Annotated in this window: 15 protein-coding genes; 4 read left to right on the top strand and 11 right to left on the bottom strand. The window is 31.1% G+C overall.

Annotated features, from left to right (window positions below; genetic code table 11):
- Positions 1-25: 25 nt before the first annotated feature.
- The 9 genes from BM153_RS01025 to BM153_RS00985 form a co-directional block, all read right to left on the bottom strand.
- Positions 26-757, bottom strand: a complete 732-nt coding sequence (locus BM153_RS01025) for a YebC/PmpR family DNA-binding transcriptional regulator (RefSeq protein ID WP_092869914.1) — start codon at positions 755-757, stop codon at positions 26-28.
- 125 nt (positions 758-882) lie between these two features.
- Complete coding sequence (locus BM153_RS01020) at positions 883-2,199, bottom strand: hemolysin family protein (protein WP_092869913.1); 1,317 nt, start codon at positions 2,197-2,199, stop codon at positions 883-885.
- Between the two features lie 32 nt (positions 2,200-2,231).
- A complete protein-coding gene (gene alr, locus BM153_RS01015; protein ID WP_092869912.1) occupies positions 2,232-3,356 on the bottom strand; it encodes an alanine racemase in 1,125 nt (374 codons plus the stop codon).
- Positions 3,357-3,401: 45 nt separating this feature from the next.
- A complete protein-coding gene (locus tag BM153_RS01010; RefSeq protein WP_177205522.1) occupies positions 3,402-4,895 on the bottom strand; it encodes an NAD(P)H-hydrate dehydratase in 1,494 nt (497 codons plus the stop codon).
- A gap of 129 nt (positions 4,896-5,024) precedes the next feature.
- Positions 5,025-5,675: a hypothetical protein gene (locus BM153_RS01005; protein WP_092869910.1), complete on the bottom strand. Its 651-nt coding sequence runs from the start codon at positions 5,673-5,675 to the stop codon at positions 5,025-5,027.
- Between the two features lie 20 nt (positions 5,676-5,695).
- A complete protein-coding gene (locus BM153_RS01000) occupies positions 5,696-6,322 on the bottom strand; it encodes a redox-sensing transcriptional repressor Rex (protein ID WP_092869909.1) in 627 nt (208 codons plus the stop codon).
- Positions 6,323-6,450: 128 nt separating this feature from the next.
- A complete protein-coding gene (locus BM153_RS00995) occupies positions 6,451-8,355 on the bottom strand; it encodes an ABC-F family ATP-binding cassette domain-containing protein (protein ID WP_092869908.1) in 1,905 nt (634 codons plus the stop codon).
- Positions 8,356-8,505: 150 nt separating this feature from the next.
- A complete protein-coding gene (locus BM153_RS00990) occupies positions 8,506-9,714 on the bottom strand; it encodes an NADP-dependent isocitrate dehydrogenase (protein WP_092869907.1) in 1,209 nt (402 codons plus the stop codon).
- Positions 9,715-9,810: 96 nt separating this feature from the next.
- Positions 9,811-10,641, bottom strand: a complete 831-nt coding sequence (locus BM153_RS00985; RefSeq protein WP_092869906.1) for a hypothetical protein — start codon at positions 10,639-10,641, stop codon at positions 9,811-9,813.
- A gap of 333 nt (positions 10,642-10,974) precedes the next feature.
- On the opposite strand from BM153_RS00985, the gene thrC reads away from it, so the two are divergent.
- Complete coding sequence (thrC, locus tag BM153_RS00980) at positions 10,975-12,462, top strand: threonine synthase (RefSeq protein ID WP_092869905.1); 1,488 nt, start codon at positions 10,975-10,977, stop codon at positions 12,460-12,462.
- A gap of 94 nt (positions 12,463-12,556) precedes the next feature.
- Here the strand turns inward: thrC and BM153_RS00975 are convergent, their stop codons facing one another.
- On the bottom strand, positions 12,557-13,441 hold the full coding sequence (locus BM153_RS00975) for a cyclic di-GMP-binding domain-containing protein, MshE-related (RefSeq protein ID WP_092869904.1): 885 nt from the start codon (positions 13,439-13,441) through the stop codon (positions 12,557-12,559).
- On the bottom strand, positions 13,441-13,812 hold the full coding sequence (locus BM153_RS00970; protein ID WP_092869903.1) for a response regulator: 372 nt from the start codon (positions 13,810-13,812) through the stop codon (positions 13,441-13,443). The genes BM153_RS00975 and BM153_RS00970 overlap by 1 nt, the downstream gene beginning before the upstream one ends.
- A gap of 355 nt (positions 13,813-14,167) precedes the next feature.
- Here BM153_RS00970 and BM153_RS00965 point away from each other — a divergent pair, with 355 nt between their 5' ends.
- The 3 genes from BM153_RS00965 to BM153_RS00955 are packed head-to-tail and all read left to right on the top strand — an operon-like array spanning position 14,168 to position 19,398.
- Positions 14,168-14,851 carry a response regulator transcription factor gene (locus BM153_RS00965; protein ID WP_092869902.1) on the top strand — a complete coding sequence of 228 codons (684 nt, stop codon included), beginning with the start codon at positions 14,168-14,170 and terminating at the stop codon, positions 14,849-14,851.
- Complete coding sequence (locus BM153_RS00960; RefSeq protein ID WP_242949045.1) at positions 14,841-16,430, top strand: sensor histidine kinase; 1,590 nt, start codon at positions 14,841-14,843, stop codon at positions 16,428-16,430. Before BM153_RS00965 ends, BM153_RS00960 begins: the two co-directional genes overlap by 11 nt.
- A gap of 7 nt (positions 16,431-16,437) precedes the next feature.
- Complete coding sequence (locus BM153_RS00955; protein ID WP_092869901.1) at positions 16,438-19,398, top strand: ATP-binding protein; 2,961 nt, start codon at positions 16,438-16,440, stop codon at positions 19,396-19,398.
- The last annotated feature ends 36 nt before the right edge of the window (positions 19,399-19,434 follow it).

Genomic DNA, 19,434 nt, shown 5'->3' with positions numbered 1-19,434 from the left:
CGCCTTAATTTATAAGTATTACATACTATTCTTCTTCCCAGTTATGGAAAACTTCCTGAACATCATCATCTTCATCTAAAAGATCAAGAGTTCTTTGGATATTTTTTAAATCCTGCTCATCTGTAAGCTTAACTGTAGTTTGTGGAATCATAGTTACTTCAGCGCTTACCATGGCCACATTGTTTTCCTCTAATGCTTTTTTAACATCTTCAAATGCATCAGGAGTTGTAAGGATTTCAAAGCTGTCGTCCTCTTCAATCATATCATCAGCACCTGCGTCCAAAGCAACCATCATTAGATCATCGCTTTCCATTTCACACTCTTGTCTATCGATGATAATCTGTCCTTTTTCATCAAACATAAAGGAAACACAACCTTTTGTTCCAATACTTCCGTTTCCTTTTGTAAAAGCATTTCTTATATTTGCAGCTGTTCTGTTTTTGTTATCTGTAAGAGCGTTAACAATAATAGCTGTTCCGTTAGGTCCATAGCCTTCGTATGAAACATATTCATAATTAACTGAATTAATATCTCCGGCAGCTTTTTTAATACCTCTTTCAATTGTATCATTAGGCATATTGTTAGCTTTAGCCTTGGCAATTACATCTCTTAACTTTGAATTATTATCCGGATCCGGACCGCCTTCTTTTACGGCAACTGCAATTTCTCTACCGATAATGGTAAAAATTTTACCTTTAGCCGCATCATTTTTTTCCTTTTTATGTTTGATATTTGCAAATTTTGAATGTCCTGACATTTCTATATTCCTTTCTATGAAAAAATTTGATTTTGTTTGATATATTTTATCATCTATGATAATGATAATTCAGATTGCAAAATGATTTTTTTGCACAACACTAGATTTTACCATCAAATTGATTTTTAAGCAAGGTTATCGATTTTTTCTACCTTAACCATTTTTATGGCATTATTTTCAACGGATAGAATTGTAAACGTATAACCTTCAAATTCTACTTCTGTATGCTCATTTTCATCAGGTATTCTATCCAATTTTGAAATCAAGAAACCATTTAATGTTTCAAAATCATTATCTTTATCTGCCATTGAAATGTTTAAAATTTCCTCAACTTCTTCTATTGGCACTAAAGCATTCATTATATATTTGTTTTCATCTGTCTGTTTGATATTTTCTTCAACAGTGTCATATTCATCAAAAATATTTCCAACTATTTCTTCTAATATGTCCTCCATTGTAACTATTCCACTAGTTTGGCCATATTCGTCTATTACTACCACCATGTGTTTCTTGTTTTTTTGCATACTTTTAAATAAGTCATCAAGTCCTCTGGTTTCAGGAATAAAGGATACTTCTCTGATTAAATGCTTTAACTCTTTTAATTGTTTGTACTCATTTTTCTTTTTAATAAACAAAGCCAAATCTCTGAAATAAACAAGCCCTCTGATATTATCGATATCTTCTTCATATACAGGATATCTGGAAAAAGGCTGGTTTTTAATAAATTCAAAGGCCTCTTTAAGAGACATGGTCCAGTCTAAAGATACAATGTTTTTCCTATGAATCATAATGTCTTTAGCATCTTTTTCATCCAGTTCAAAGATGTTTCCAATCATTTCAACTTCACTTTTTAAAATACTTCCCTGTTCGTGACCTTCATTTACCATGGAGATTACATCTTCTTCTGTAACATCATCATCCAATTTTTCTGCATCTATTTTAAATATTTTTAAAATACCATTAGACAAAAATGTATTAATCAAAATGAAAGGCTTAAGTAATAAAACAAGTAAATGTGTACTATAAATATGTTTCCTACACCATTTGACTTCATCCAGTAGAGACAGTTTCTTAGGAATTAATCTGGAAAATACCACATTAATCATCTGAAAGATTATAAATAAAAGCAGGCCACACAGTATAAACCTGAAAATATCCAGACTTTTTTCGGTATATATTGATTTGTAGATTATTAGGATTATCAAAAATCCTGTATAAATATTGAATAAAACATTGTAAATATCTACTGCATCTAAAAGTGCATTTGGCTCATCTATATATTTTAGTATTAATAATCTGATTTTTTCAGGCAATTCACACTCTTTAACTTCGCTTTCATTTAAACCGGAAACTGAAAAAGCGCTTCCTTGAAAAAAACTGTTCAAAATCAGTAAAATTAAATATACAATTAAACCATAAATGCAACTGACTCCATCATCCATAAACAAGTGACTCCTTTTTTAAAGTAGAAAAATTATATATAAATTCTTGGAATTCTTTTGCCAAGATTACAGGCAAATTCATAATTAAATCGCCCTGAAAGCTCGCCTAATTCTTCCATTGTTATTGTTTCATTTTTATCATTACCAAGTAGTGTTACGGTATCATAAAGCTTAACATCCTTTAAATCCGTTATATCTATCATCATTTGATCCATGCATATTCTGCCCACTATTTTAGCTTTCTGTCCATTTACCAAAACATATCCCTTATTGGATAATGACCTTGGATAGCCGTCACCATATCCTATAGAAACAGTGGCGATAGTTTCTTCTTTTTTTGTTTCGTAAGTACCACCATAACTGATAATTCTGCCTTTTGGCAATTTTTTTATATGAATAATACTGCTTTTTAAAGACATAGCCGGTTTAAGAGATAGAACATTTTTATTTACCTCATCAGAAGGCCAAAGTCCATAAATAATAATTCCTGCTCTTACCAGATTGAAATTAATACTTTTATCTTCAATTATGGCAGCTGAATTAGAACAGTGTTTAAGCTTAATTTCCACACCCTTTTCTTCCAACATTTTACACATTTTTTTATAGTTATCAATCTGCTGTTTCATAAAAGTTTTGTCAAATTCATCTGCTTTTGAAAAATGGGTGAATAATCCTTCTGTAACTATATTTGGCAATGTGGATATTTCTTTGATAATATCAGCTGATTCTTCATTTACCTGAAAGCCAATTCTGCTCATTCCGGTGTCCGTTTTAATGTGTATATTAGCTGCTTTTCCTAATCTTTGTGCCTCTTTTGAAATTAATTTTGCACTATCAAGGTCATAGACGCAAAGTCTTACATCATTCATAATAAGCTCATCATAGTCCTCCGGAAAGACATAACCAAGAATCAGAATTGGTTTTTTTATATTATTTTTTCTAAGTTCTAAGGCTTCATCAGCTGTGGCTACGGCATAACCCCAAATATAAGAATAATTTTCAAACATTTCAGCCAATTTAACAGCTCCGTGACCATAAGCGTCTGTTTTTATTACAGCTATTATTTGTGTTTCTTTTTCAATATTATTTTTTATTTCTTCCATGTTATGTGTAATGGCTTCAAGATCAACTATTGCACATGTTCTTTTAATATTCATTATAATATTCACCTTTTCACATATATTATTTAAAATAAAGATTTCTTATTTTACATCTTTTAATACTTTTTTGACATATTCTACTATATCTGAAGATACAAGTCCTCTTTCACCGGTTTCTGCGACAGCATAATCTCCTGCAAGACCATGTATAAATGCACCCATTGCAGCACATAAAGAATAGTCGTCAAAAATAACTGCTAATGCGCCTAAAATTCCTGCTAATACATCACCGGAACCGGCGGTACTCAGTCCATTATTTCCGGAAGTATTTACATACAAACTGCCATCACTACCGGCAATTACACTGTTTGCATCTTTTAATAAACAAATCAGATTGTTTTCCTTAGAAAACTTTATGGCGGTTTCTAATATATCATTGGAGATATTATATATCTTAGTATCGCATAACCTTGCCATTTCTGCAAAATGAGGGGTAATAATAAGAGGACAGTTATGTTTTTTTAGCAATGAAGGATTAGTGGCAGCAATATTTAATGCATCTGCATCAGCTATTATCGGTACTGTTGCATACCTTAGGACATATTCTGTTATCTTCCCTGCTGATACATCCATACCAAGTCCCGGACCGATAACGATACTGTCAGCTCTTTCTATTTCCTTCTCAAGAACTCTGTCATCAAAATACTGAGGGTCATAGGTAGTAAGAACTGCCTCTGGAAGTTTGTTTTGAATAATTATTCTATTATCTTTTGGAGTAAATATTCTGACGAGACCGCATCCGGAAGCATATGCAGCAGCTCCTGCTAAAATTGCAGCTCCACACATATTTAAACTACCTGCGATTATAAGAACATTTCCATAGGTTCCCTTATTAGATCTGACTTTTCTCTTTGGAATTTTGTTTAAATCATCTATTGTAAGGATGTGTCCGGTTTTGCTTTTTTCAATGGGCTTATTGGATATACCAATTTTTTTACAGACTATCTCACCGCAAAACTCTGCTCCGGGATAAATAAAGCATCCTCTCTTATAATCTCCTATTGTAACCGTCAGCTCTGCCTTAAAGGTGGTTCCCATAATTTTTCCATTGTCGGAATTAACTCCTGAAGGTACATCTATGGATAGTTTAAAGCCCCTTTTGTCATTTAGTTTTCTTATGAGATTAAATATTTCACCTTCTATATTTCTTGAAAGTCCTATTCCAAAAATAGCATCCACTATAAGTGTATAATTATCAGATTCGGGAAAAGTATCCAATATTTTAACATTGTAATTTCTGATAATTTCATATTGTTTACCCATTTCTCCCGATGCTAAAGAAGTGTTTCCGGTAATATATACATTAACTTTATCACCTTCATCAGCTAACATTCTTGCTAATGCAAGGCCGTCTCCTCCATTATTTCCGCTACCACATACAATAAGCGTATTAGAAGAATCTATTTTACGAGCCCGAATTTCATCAAAAACCCCAAGAGCAGCTCTTTCCATGAGAACCATAGACGGAATACCAATATCATTTATTGTATACATATCGCATTCGTGCATCTGCTGCCTGTCTAAAATATTATTCATAATTCCCTCCATTTTTGTAATAAATATTAATGATACATAAAAGTTATTTTTACAACTTTCCCATATTATATTATACAAAAAAATAAGCTAACATAAAGCATAAAAATATACTTTTTGTCTGCTTATTTTTTATTCATCCTCATCGTCATCCTGATTTTTGGAATTTTCATGAGTTTCATCATAGTTTAAATCAAAAATGGCAATAATTTCAGGCCCGAAAATATCATGCATATATGAATACATTCTTCTGTTATTTTTCGTTTTTGCCTGCTTTTCAATAAGTTTTTCCCGTAACTGGGACTTAAAATCATCAATCCATTCATCTATTTTAGAGATATCATCCTGATTTTCGTAGAATTGTTGATAAAAATAATTCATAGAGCAAACCATAAGTTCTGTATTTGCTTCCTTAAGATCATAAGGAATATCCAAAAGCTCATCTTCGTTTCTTCTAATGGCTTCATTAATCTGAAGAATCATCTTTTGTTGTTCTTCGACTTTTTTTGCCATAACCTTGTCCGAAGTGGTTACATCATCCATATTTGCCACAATACTTTGCATGATTCTGCTTTTGGATTTCTTTAAATCTTTTATATCTACATTTAACTGTCCCTGTCTTTTTAAAAGGGAATTTACTTTATCTTCTAATTCTTTAATATCATCAGGTTTGGTATCAGGGGGAAAAAGCTGATGCCATTTTTGGTCAAGAGTTAGAATAGGTATTTTTTTCCCCGCCAATGCTTCCCTGAAATCATCTGGTTTTTTTGAAAGTTTACTCAACTATTTACCTTCTTTCAGATTCATCTGCTGGTAATGGTATAAGATAATTGCATAAGACTATCTAAAAGATGTACATTTTCCACGCTGACATTTTCTGGTACCACAAGATCTTTGTTTGTAAAATTCCAGATAGCCTTAATATTACTTTTAAGAAGTAATGATGTAACTTCATCAGCTCCTTGTCTTGGAACTGTAAGAACTGCTATATCTATATCATTTTCATTAATAAACTTCACAAGTGCATCTATATGTAAAACCGGTGCACCATGTACATTGCTTCCGATAACATCTTTGTTAATATCAAACAATGCTTTTGTAATAAAACCTCTGTTATTGAAAGAAGGAAAATTTGCAATAGCCATACCTAATTTTCCAGCTCCAACAATAACTATATTGTGTATATTATCAAGTCCTAATATTTTTCCAATTTCATTATAGAGATATTTAACATTATAACCATATCCCTGTTGCCCAAAACCGCCAAAATTGTTAAGATCCTGCCTGATTTGCGATGCTGTAACATTCATTTTATCGCTTAATTCTCCAGATGAAATTCTTTCGATTTCATCGTCTACAAGTTCCCCCAAGTATCTATAGTATCTAGGTAGTCTTCTGATAACTGCCTGAGAAATATCACGGTCTGCCATTATAAATCCTCCATTTATTATAACAATTTCCTTTTTTTATAAAATGATTTTCAGATACAACGACCTAACTGAAAATCTGATTACTCATAAATTTGATTATAAAAAATATAGTTTTAATTGTCAAATTTTTAACCCATTAGCTCTTCCCATTGCTGATAATACTTGGACAATTCTGAATTTTTTTCTTCCTTATCTTTTTGAAGCTGCATAAGGATTGCAGCATTATTTGTATTTTCATCCTTTAACATTTCAGAATCTATATCGGCAATTTCAGCTTCTAACTTTTCTATTTCTTTCTCACATTTTTCTATTTCTCTTTCTTTTTTCTTTTGAATGGCGGCTTCTTTTTTCTGCTTTTGCCACTCATCTTTTGAAACACTGTTGGAAATATTATTTGATTCATCAGTATCGACTGTATTTGTCTTATTTTCATTTCTTTTTAGTAAATAATAATCATAATTTCCAAGATAATTTGTAAGTTTTTTATTTTCAAGAGATAAAATTCTTGTAGCTGTTTCATTAACAAAGTATCTGTCATGGGAAACATATAAAACTGTTCCGCTGTAATTTCTTATAACTTCTTCCAATATTTCTTTAGAATCTATATCAAGATGGTTTGTAGGCTCATCAAGGATAAGAAAATTACAACTTGAAAGCATTAACTTTGCCAAAGAAACTCTTCCTCTTTCACCACCGCTTAAATCCCTGATATATTTAAATACATCATCACCGGTAAATAAAAATGCAGCTAGGGTATTTCTTATCTGAGTTTCGGTAAGCTCCGGAAAGCTGTCTGATATTTCATCAAATAAAGTTTTTTCCATATCCAAAACCATTTGTTCCTGGTCATAATAGCCTATTTCCACCTTTGAACCTAAGGATATATTTCCTGAATCAGCATCTAAAAGATTATTAACCATTTTTAGAATAGTGGTTTTACCGGCACCGTTTTGACCTATTAAAGCCACATGTTCCCCTCTTTTTATCTGGAAACTAAGTTTAGAAAAAAGCTCATTACTTCCAAAAGTTTTAGAAATCTCTTCTACTGTCAAAACATCATTTCCGCTAAGTTTTGACGGTTTTAACTGTATTTTCATGCGCGAAGCCTTTTCTTTAGGCTTTTCAAGTCTGTCAATCTTGTCTAAGGCCTTTTCCCTGCTTTCAGCTCTTTTAATAGATTTTTCCCTATTAAAAGATTTTAATTTGGCAATTACTTCTTCCTGTCTTTTTATTTCTTCTTGCTGGTTGTAGTAATGTTTGAGCTGTATTTCACGAATCTGAGCCGAATGTTTTGCAAAATCAGTGTAATTGCCTTTAAATACTCTAACATCACCGTTTTCTATATGAATAACTTTATTTACAATTTTATCAAGAAAATATCTGTCGTGTGCGACTACAAGTACTGCTCCCTTGTAATTTGACAAAAAGCCTTCAAGCCATTCAATAGACTCTATATCAAGATGATTGGTTGGTTCATCCAAAAGTATTAAATCCGGCTTTTTCACAAGAAGTTTTGAAAGGGATAATCTGGTTTTTTGCCCTCCGGAAAGTGAATTAACCGGTTTGTCAAAATCTTCTTCTTCAAAACCCAGTCCCTTTAAAATACCTGCAACTTCGCTTTTGTAGGCATATCCGTTTATTAATTCAAACTGATGATTTAATCTGTCATATCTGCCTAAAAGTTCTTTTAATTTTTCACCTTTTGAAGAAGCAATTTCTTTTTCAAGAGTTCTTATTTGATTTTCCATTTCAATAACATCCTGCTTGATGGTAAGTACTTCCTGGTAAATTGTATTATTTTCTTGAAATTCCTGAAACTGTCCTAAAAAACCAATGGTTTTATCTTTTGCTATTATTACATTTCCACTATCACTGCTTAATTCACCCATTATAATTTTTAGCATTGTAGATTTACCACAACCATTTAATCCTACAATGGCAGCTTTTTCGTAATTATCAATTTCAAAACTGGCATTTCGTATTATTTCATCAATTCCAAAGGATTTGCTTACATTTTGACAGCTTAAAATCATTATTAACCTCCGTATATCTATGTGAACTTTTTTTTATATTATCAGGGCATCAAGTGGTCTTAATATATAATAAACCCTGTTTCCTATCTATAAATTATAAATAAGGAGCAGGGTTTAATAGCTTTTTAAAAATCAAAGTTAAAACTAATATTAAAGTAATGTATCAAGAGTTTTTCTTATTTCTTTAATAAAGTCCTGACTGTTTAAAACAGTAACATCTTTTAAGGTTGTAATAAGTGCCAAATCTTTTGTCATTTTACCACTTTCAATTGTCATAAGGCTTGCTTTTTCAAGTTTTTTTGCAAATTCTGAAAGTGCATTATTTCCATCTAATTCACCGCGTTTATTTAATGCTCCGGTCCACGCAAAAATGGTTGCAATTGAATTTGTGGATGTCTCTTCACCTTTTAAGTGTTTGTAGTAATGTCTTTGAACTGTTCCATGAGCAGCTTCATATTCATATACTCCTTCAGGAGATACAAGTACGGAAGTCATCATGGCAAGAGAACCAAAGGCAGTCGCAATCATATCACTCATTACATCTCCGTCATAGTTTTTTAAAGCCCAGATAAAACCACCATCTGATTTTACAACTCTTGCTACTGCATCGTCAATAAGAGTGTAAAAATATTCTATGCCAGCCTGTTCAAAACGGGTTTTATATTCATTGTCATATATTTCCTGGAAAATATCTTTAAAGGTATGATCATACTTTTTAGAAATAGTATCTTTTGACGCAAACCATACATCCTGTTTTGTATCAAGACCGAAATTGAAACAACTTCTTGCAAAACTTTCGATAGATGCGTTTATATTGTGTTGTCCCTGAATAATCCCAGGACCGTCAAATTCATGAATTAATGCTCTGCTTTCTTTTCCATCTTTGTCTGTATAGACAATTTCTGCCTTTCCGGCAGCAGGAATCTTCATTTCAACATTTTTATATAAGTCACCATATGCATGTCTGGCTATTGTAATAGGTTTTTTCCAGTTTTTCACATATGGCTCAATTCCCTTAACAACAATAGGTGCTCTGAATACTGTACCATCAAGAATAGCTCTTATAGTTCCGTTAGGGCTTTTCCACATTTCTTTAAGATTGTATTCGTCCATTCTTGCTGCATTGGGAGTTATAGTGGCACATTTAACTGCAACCTTGTATTTTAATGTAGCATTTGCTGAATCAACAGTTACCTGGTCATTGGTTTCATTTCTTTTTACAAGTCCAAGATCATAATACTCGGTTTTAAGGTCAACATAAGGAATTATGAGTTCATCTTTAATCATTTGCCATAAAACCCTTGTCATTTCGTCTCCGTCCATTTCAACTAACGGAGTTGTCATTGCTATCTTACTCATTTTCCGAATCCTCCTGTTTGCAGGTATATAGAATAAAAATACATTTAATAATACCTTTGATTACGTAGCGATTGTTCTATGAGTAGATATTATAAACTAGCTTGTTTCTAATAGCAAGCGTTTAGAAGAATTTTTGACATGATTTAAAAAATTGGTGGATATATTTACTTTTGAATAAATATTCGAATATTCTTCCATATTAAGTTCTTCTATATAATTCACTTCAAAATTTTTATCATAGCCTCCCATTCTGGCTTTATCCACTGCCTTATTGTAGGCAACGGCAGCCTCTATCTCAGAATCATAATAACCGATAACAAAATTATTGTTTAAATGTATTGTTGTTTTAAAACAATTACGCCCGTTTTTTCCTTTTTGTCTTGCAACTCCTACATATTTATTAATAATGTGTATATTTTCGTATCTGAAATCATATTCGTCATTATTTAAGAAGAGGTAGTCTTTACCACAAACTGCGTAATTTTTTATTCCGTATCGTGAAGCAATATTCACCTGCATACCGTAGTCTGCAACAAATAAATGGCCGTTTCTTTTCATTATTTTGTGAGTGGAATAATAAAATAAATCATCTCTGTCAAACTTTAATATTTCCTCTTGATTTATGTAGTAATAGATATAATTTTTTTTAATATATATAGGTGTTTTAATGTAGATGTTATTTTCTCTAAAGTTTATCAAAACAACCCATTTTTCAAATTTGAGAATTGTTTTATTGGAATCAAACTGGTCAATAGTGATATTTTTATTATGTAATATTTCCATCCCTTCAAGATATGCAGTATGAGCATCCAAGGAAGTCTCAAAGCTGCCAAGACTTATATGTTTGTTTCTAAAAGTTAAAGATGCTCTGTAATACTTTTCACCGTTTTTCTTTATTGTTTCATAAACGCCTGGAAAATTTTTCATCTATATCACTCCTAGTTCTTAAAATAGTTTTTCTCTTCTCCTACATTAAATATCGAAAGCTTTTTCACAGGTGATTAATAAAGAATTTGTAAATTATATTAAAAAATAATCTTTTTCAAAATAAATAAATTCATTTATTAGCTAATAATAAAAAATCCGTCATTTTTAGTAAAATAAAAAAAATTTTTCCGAATTTCGGTCTTTATTTCGGTAAATTTGCCACTTTACTTTGTGAAAGCTTGTTAATATAATTTAGGTGTGCTATAATACGCTAAATTATAGAACCATGACCACGATTGTGGGGATAACAATAAAGAAAAGAGGATTTAGAAAATGGATTTACTTTACAAAAGCACCAGAAGTGCTACGGAAAAAGTTACTGCTTCCAAGGCTATATTAAACGGTCTTGCTGAAAACGGAGGACTTTATATTCCTGAAACCATTCCTGCTCTAGATATGGATTTTAATGAAATTGCTAAAATGAAATATCAAGAAGTAGCATATCTTGTATTATCAAAATTTTTAACTGATTTTACAAAAGATGAATTGGAGTATTGTATAAATAATGCATACGATTCAAAATTTGATACCGAAGAGATTGTTCCTGTAAAAAAAGTAGAAGGAACCTATATCATTGAACTCTTCCATGGTAAAACAATTGCATTTAAAGATATGGCTCTTTCAATCCTTCCATATTTAATGACAGTTTCTGCAAAGAAAAATAATATTAAAAATGAAATAGTTATCCTTACAGCAACATCGGGTGATACAGGAAAGGCAGCATTGGCAGGTTTTGCAGATGTTCCGGGAACAAAGATAATAGTATTTTATCCTAAGGACGGAGTAAGCCCTGTCCAAAAGAAACAAATGGTTACACAAAAAGGTGACAACACCTTTGTTATTGGTATAAATGGAAACTTCGACCAGGCTCAGACAGGTGTTAAAAATATGTTTAACAATAAGGAGCTTAAAACCCGAATGAATGAAAAAGGATTTCAGTTTTCTTCTGCAAATTCAATTAATATTGGTCGTCTTGTTCCACAAATTGTATATTACATTTATTCATATTCAAAACTTATTAAAAATGGAGCTATCAAGGCTGGTGATAAAGTCAATATTACAGTACCAACAGGAAATTTTGGAAATATTTTGGCAGCTTATTACGCAAAAAAAATGGGACTTCCTGTAAATAAACTTATTTGTGCTTCAAACGAAAATAAGGTATTGTTTGATTTCTTTACAAGCGGTACTTATGATAAAAACAGAGAGTTTTATCTGACCTCATCTCCTTCCATGGATATTTTGATTTCAAGTAATCTTGAGAGACTTATATATGAAATAGCTGGCTATGATGCAGATAAAAATACCGCATTAATGAATAGTCTTGCTAAAGATGGCAAATATGATATTACTCCGGCTATGAAAGAAGGTTTGGCAGATTTTTATGGTAATTATACTTCACAGGAAGAAACTGCCAAAGCAATTAAGGAATTATATGAAAAAGCATCATATGTTTTAGATACTCATACTGCTGTTGCTTATGGTGTATATGAAAAATATAAAAATGAGACAAAGGATGATACACCTACTCTTATTGCTTCTACAGCCAGCCCTTACAAGTTTTCAAGAGATGTAATGAAGGCTATTGATGAAAAATATGATTCTTTAGAAGACTTTTCACTTATTGATGAACTTGAAAAAGTCAGCAAAGTTAAAATTCCTGATGCAATTAATGAAATCAGAAATGCCAAAGTAATTCATAAAACTGTTTGTGAAGTTGATGAAATGCAAAACGAAGTAGAAAAATATTTAGGATTATAATTACATTATAAATTCACTATAAAACCCCGCCGGAATATTGTTATTCGTATTCTGACGGGGTTTTTTTAATTATTTACATCAATTTAATTTCCAATTAGATAGCAATGATAACATTTACAGAACCAAAAGGGAACAAAATCGGTATAAAATATAAGGTTTTGTTCGGGATATTTACCCAGACATTTTCTTTTGATTCCAAAGGATCAAGATTAAGTTCCAAAGCAAATTCATTGGACATGTTTACTAAAAACAGACCATTGTGAAGATTAAGAAAATCTTCAACAGATGCTGTAACATATTCATTAAAATCAACAATCTTTTTATTTGTGTAACGAGAAGCAAATTCTAATGTTGTTTCTTCATCCATGTCAATAGCTGTATACATGGAAAAATCACCTTCCATGCTTTGGGAACATAAACACTGTGAAGAATAATCATCAATAATTTCTGCACTTAAAGGTGTAAAATCACCACCTATAAATCTAATAAGATTGTTAAAAAATAATATCAAATAATTGATGCATTTATCGGTATTTTCAAGGTCGTCAAATCTATAAAAATTTGTAACCAAATCAATTACCTGTTCTCTTTGATTATCATTTACATTTAATTGACCAATCTCATACTCTTCTTTATATTGCTCCAATAAGCTCTCAAACTCTGTAGTTGTAAATACCCCGGCATTAATCAAAGATTGTCCAAAATAAAGATAATCAGGTTTTTGGGCACTACAAAGAAGCTCAACTTGTTCCGGGGTAAGATACCCCTCTTCAATTGCAACTTCACCAAATCTACGGTCTTCATGAGTTTGAAGAATATGAACATTCTCTACTTCGCTAGCAGTCATATAGCCTTGATATATTGCTAATGTCCCTAATTTAATATGGGTTTTTGTCTGCTCTTCCATAGCCTTTAAAAGCTGTTCTCTGGTTATTAGCTTTTTGTTGAGAAGATAATTTCCAAAAAATTGAGTATACATTATTCTCCTCCCTTCAGCTCCAAATTAAGAATCTCTCGAACTTTCTCTTCTTCTAAAGGTTTTTGGACAAAATCATTAGCTCCTGCCGAAATTGCCTCCTTTAAATGTTTCTGGTTACCAACTGACGAGGCCATGATAATCTTAGCCTTTGTATCGGTTTCGCGCATTTCTCTTACTGCAGAAATCCCGTCCTTTACAGGCATAACTATATCCAAAAATACAACATCCGGTTTATGCTCTTTAAATAACTCAACTGCTAACTGTCCATTGTTCGCCTCTATTACTTCACACTCAGGATCGTAATCCTTAATAATGTCTTTTAATTGACTTCTCGCGAGTATAGAATCATCACAAACTAGAATTTTACTCATTAGCGACACTCCTTAAATAAATTTTTATTTTCTCTCCTAAATTTTAGACATAAGAAATATATACCCAATTATTATAAGAGTTTTTTCTCATTTTATCAATATTGTATATTAATTTACCATTAAACAACAGTAAATCAAATATAAATTTAAAATTAAACACTCCTTCACTAATTTTAATCGGATTTTTTCAAAAATAAATCACTATTTTCACAAGAAAATTAAAAAAAATACAAATATTTTTCGATAATATAATATATAATCATAAGATAATTAGGTTGTATAATTAATTTATTCTCTGCCTTAGATGATATATCGACATATCATAAACTTATATAAATAAAGGAGAACGTGGAAAATGAGTAAAATACTAATAGTTGACGATGAAGAAAAAATAAGAGAAGTAATAAAAAAATATGCCGAATTTGATGGCCATAACATTATTGAAGCTGAAAACGGTATGGAAGCAATTAAGTTATGTAAGGAACAGGATTTTGACCTTCTGATTTTAGATGTAATGATGCCTGAATTGGATGGATTTTCAACCTGCTCTGAAATAAGAAAATTTAAGGATATTCCGGTAATTATGCTTTCAGCAAGAGGCGAAGAATATGATAAAATTCACGGTTTTGAACTTGGAATTGATGATTATGTTGTAAAGCCTTTTTCTCCAAGAGAATTAATGCTTAGAGTAAGGGCTGTTTTAAATAGAACTTCAAAAAGCCATGCTACTTCCTCTACTGAAGAAAGAATTATATTCGAGAAAGAGGGTCTTAAAATAGATTTTACCGGTAGAATGGTTTATATTGACGGAGAAAGAATAGAGATGTCTCCAAAGGAATATGATTTGCTGTTTTTTTTAGTAAAAAATAAAAACATAGCTCTTACAAGGGAAAAACTCATTACTGAAGTATGGGGATATGACTATTATGGTGATGATAGAACTTTAGACACCCATATAAAACTTTTAAGAAGCAGCCTTGGCCCTTATAGAAAATTTGTTGTCACGTTAAGAGGAGTTGGTTATAGATTTGAAGCTTGAAAAAATCAGCGTAAAGTGGAAGCTGTTTATGTATTTGCTTAGTTTTACCTTTATTTTACTTGTTGTATTATGGTTATTTCAAATTGTTTACCTAAACAGCTTTTATAAAAATATTAAGAGAAACGAATTGACCAAGGCAGCAAATATGGCTGAGAAAGATTTGAATGATGATGATGCCGAATATGAAATTTCTGAGCTTGCATCCAGTTTTGACATATGCATACTGGTTACCAAGATGAATTTTGTCAAAATATATTCGGCTGATTATTTACCAAATTGTTCTATTCATAAAATGGATTATTCGACTTTTCTAAAATATAAACAGGAAGTCGAAAATAATAATGGTAGCCTTGAAGTTACCTTTGAAGGTTATAACAATCTTACATTTCCGGATATGCCTGCGTTTTTGTATAAAGATTCATCTACTTCCTTTCAGAATTCAAATTCAGATAATAACACTAATAACTCTTCCGCTTCTTCCAATAGCGCTTTGAGTTCAGAATCTGAAAATATTAATTCTTTTTTTGATAAAAATGATTCAAAATATGACGACTCAATAAGTAGAAGAAAAAAAGCTGAAAGTGTAATTATTTTCAAAGAGGTTACTATTAATAATGAAAAATGTATGTTGATGCTTAATTCCATTATCACTCCCGTGGATGCCACAAAAAATACCCTGCAGGTACAGCTGATGTATATTTCCATAATAATGGTACTGCTATCACTTATTATTGCCTTCATTATGTCAAAAAAGATATCAAAACCAATTATTAAAATTAATGATTCGGCAAAAGAACTTGCAAAAGGTCATCTAAATGTTGCATTTGATGGAAACAGTTATCTTGAAATCGCTGAACTTTCAGATACATTAAACTATGCTACTACTGAATTAAATAAAACTGAAAGTTTTCAAAAGGAACTAATTGCCAATGTTTCACACGATTTAAGGACTCCTTTAACAATGATTATTGGATATGCAGAAGTTATGAGAGATTTGCCGGGTGAAAACACTCCCGAAAATGTTCAGGTAATCATAGATGAAGCCACACGACTGACAAATCTGGTAAATGACCTATTGGATATTTCAAAGCTTCAAACAGGAGTTATGCAGCTTGAAGCTGATGAATATGACCTTACAGCCAGCATTTCCAGAGCACTTGCCAGATACAATAAGCTGATTGAACAGGATGGTTTTAAAATTATTTTTAATCATGATGAACATGTATTTATTTATGGTGATGAATTTAAGCTTTTTCAGGTAATATACAATCTTGTTAATAATGCTATTAATTATACAGGTGAAGATAAAATCGTTACTATTAATCAAATAGTTAATGACGATCATGTTTTAATCGAAATAATTGATACAGGATTTGGAATTGCACCTGAAGACTTGAACAATGTATGGCAAAGATATTATAAAGTTGACAAAACTCATAAACGCTCTATTAAAGGAACCGGAGGTTTAGGATTATCTATAGTTAAGGATATTCTGGAATTACATAATGCTGAATATGGCGTTGAAAGTACTCTGGGTAAGGGAACAAAGTTCTGGTTTCAGTTAAAACTAACGAGGTAATTAAATTATGTCAGAAGCTAATAAAATCAAGAAAAAGAAAGATGCGATTACCAGGTTGAACAACAGTCAAACCGGTGCCATGATTGTCAATGATTACTTAAAGTATAAGGCCAGAAAGGAATACTTTAGTTTTTTTCTGATTGAAATCCTAAATTTAAAACCATTAAATGACAAATATGGTTATATATACGGTGATGCACTTTTAATGGAAGTTGCTGATATAATAAATTCCATTGAAAGTGATAAAAATATTTCTATTAGAATTTCAGGACTTGAATTTGCTATTCTTATTAAAGATTGTGAGGATATTAATGCTTCTGCCATTGCCAGGACTATAATTAAATCGATTGAAAAAATTTATACCGGTGAAAATGAAAGCATTCATTTGTCTGCAAAGGTTGCCTACCATTTCACTAATGAAAGCACAGATTTTGTAGATTTAATTAATAAACTTGATTATATTTTTGATTACCTACATGAAAATGATGACATTCCTTATATCTCCTACTCTGTTTTAAAAGGGAAAAACTATATTGCCAAATATAATTTTCCTTTGAAAGACCGTAGTGGATATGAACTAGAAAGAGCCTATCTTGCAGGAGATCTTGATATTTACAGATTTGCTTTTAAACTCTTAGAGAGGGCTGAAGATCTTCAAAGTGCATTAAATGTTTTAATAGCCAGAATCGGAAGAAATTTAAATTTTGACAGCATTATAATATTCGGAATAGGTATTAGCCAGCTTAGAAACAGGATTATGTATAGTTGGTCTTTAAACAATGATTTTTTTGACACAAAAAATTTTGAAGAATATTTGACAGACAATGCCGTGTCAAGGTTTTTCAGCCTCATCGGACCCCAGGAATATATTACAACGGAAAAAATAACAGAGGATATTATACCTTTGAAAAAGGCCTTGTATTTAGACGAAGAACCAAGTGCATGTTATACCCCCTTATATGAAAATGGTAAAGTAAATAGTATTGCTGTATTTATAAAATATGAATCAAATTATAAATGGAAAAAAAATACATTAAAATCCCTTGTAAAAATCTCAGAAGTAATTGCCATAAATATTTCCAAAATACAACATGAAAATGCAAATCAGGATAAAACCTGGTTTTTAGCTAAAATGGGCAATGAACTGGATAAACCTGTCAGCACAATAATTGGATTTTCAGAGCTGATTATGAAGGAAGCCATCAATCCCAGGGTTGCAAAATATGCAGAGAATATAAAAAACTATTCCGAAGCTTTATTGGGAATTATTAATGAATTATCGGATGTTACTAAAATTGAAGCCGGTAATTTCAACATTACCAATACTATATATGAAGTCTCAAATCTCTTTAAGGAAGTATATAGTGTAACCATGGCTGCGCTTAGCAAAAAAAATATCCAGTTTTATGTGGATTTAGGTGAAAATATACCTGTTAGACTTTCCGGAGATTATGCACATATTAAGCAAATTCTAATAAATCTTTTAAGTAATGCTATTAAATTTACTCCAGAAGGCTCTGTTATTTTTAAAATCTATAGCGAAATCATAGACAGAAATAATGTCATGCTATATTTTTCTATAACTGATACTGGAATAGGTATTAAGGATTCTGATTTGAATATTATTTTTAATGATTTTGAAAAATTAGACTACCACACTACCTATACTTCTAACGGTAGCGGACTTGGACTTACCATTGCAAAACAATTAGCCAAGATGATGGGTGGCGATATTAATGTTAAAAGTAAATTTAATGTCGGTTCTACTTTTGTTTTTAATGTACCTCAATATATAGTTCAGGGAAATTTTTGGGATGGAAAACTGGACGGGGAAGTTATACCTAACATTATCAATGGTAACAGTGATGAATTTATGCTTCTTGATACAAGCTGTCTGCTGGTTAGTAGTGATGAAGATGTAATTTTTGATTTCATGAAATTTATCAAATCTTACAAAATGAATGTAGACGTTGTTTCTGATACCTATATGACAATAAAAAAGCTTAATGACAACAGGTATGACATTATTTTTGTATGTGACAATCTGGATAATATAGACGCTAATGAAACTGCGAAATTAATAAGAACGTTAAAAGGCAGATATTTTAAAACAGTACCAATTATAAAAATGGTATACAATCTTAAAGGTCTTGAATTAAAAAGAGGAAATTATGGAAAATATTTCTCAGGATTTTTAGGATTAAAAATGAATGAAAGTAAAATAGTCAGCGTATTAAGAAAACATTTACCTGCTTATAAGCTTGTATACAAAGAGTTAAACCTTTACGATAAAGTTAAAGCACCGATTGATCTAAAAATAAAAGGATTGGACTTGATGGTTGCAAGCAGAAATGTCGACAATAAATTCGATGATTTAATCAAGGCACTTTCTATTTATATAAAATACAGTAAGCTATATTATTTGCGACTAAGTCGTTATTTTAAAGAAAAAGATTATGATCATTTGTACTTTTACATTACTTCCTTAAAAAGTGCTTCCTCCCTGATAGGTGCTTTAAAATTATCCAAGATGTGTGAAAATTTTGAAGAAGCTTATAGTAACTCTAATTTTGAACTTATAGATGAAAGTAGTGCTGAATTAATTAATTATTACATAACTATTGTAATTAGAATCGGAAATGCCATTAAAAAGTATTCTAACTATCCCTTTGTTTTGGAGGTATTGAATTATCTGACAAAAAATATGGATACTGATAATGTTCAAGAACAGGAACACAACTTTTTAAGGATGTCTATTACTTCAAGTAAGGCTATTTTCTTAAATATTATTAAGGTTATAAACCGATTTGAACAGGATAAAGCAATAAGAATATTAAAATTCATATATACCAATTTGACAGATGATGAAAAATTAGCTATTACCGATTGTATTCATTGTCTGGAAACCTATGAATTTAAAGAAGCAATCATGATTATCAGAGAATTATTGAAAGAAAATAATGTGTAAATAACAGTAATTTGATTTTAAGGTAATACTTTTAAT

Source organism: Acetitomaculum ruminis DSM 5522 (genome assembly GCF_900112085.1).
In the GTDB taxonomy this organism is placed as follows: Bacteria; Bacillota; Clostridia; order Lachnospirales; family Lachnospiraceae; genus Acetitomaculum; species Acetitomaculum ruminis.
The sequence above is the reverse complement of the archived record's forward strand: the minus strand, read 5'-3'. Positions and strand labels throughout refer to the sequence as shown.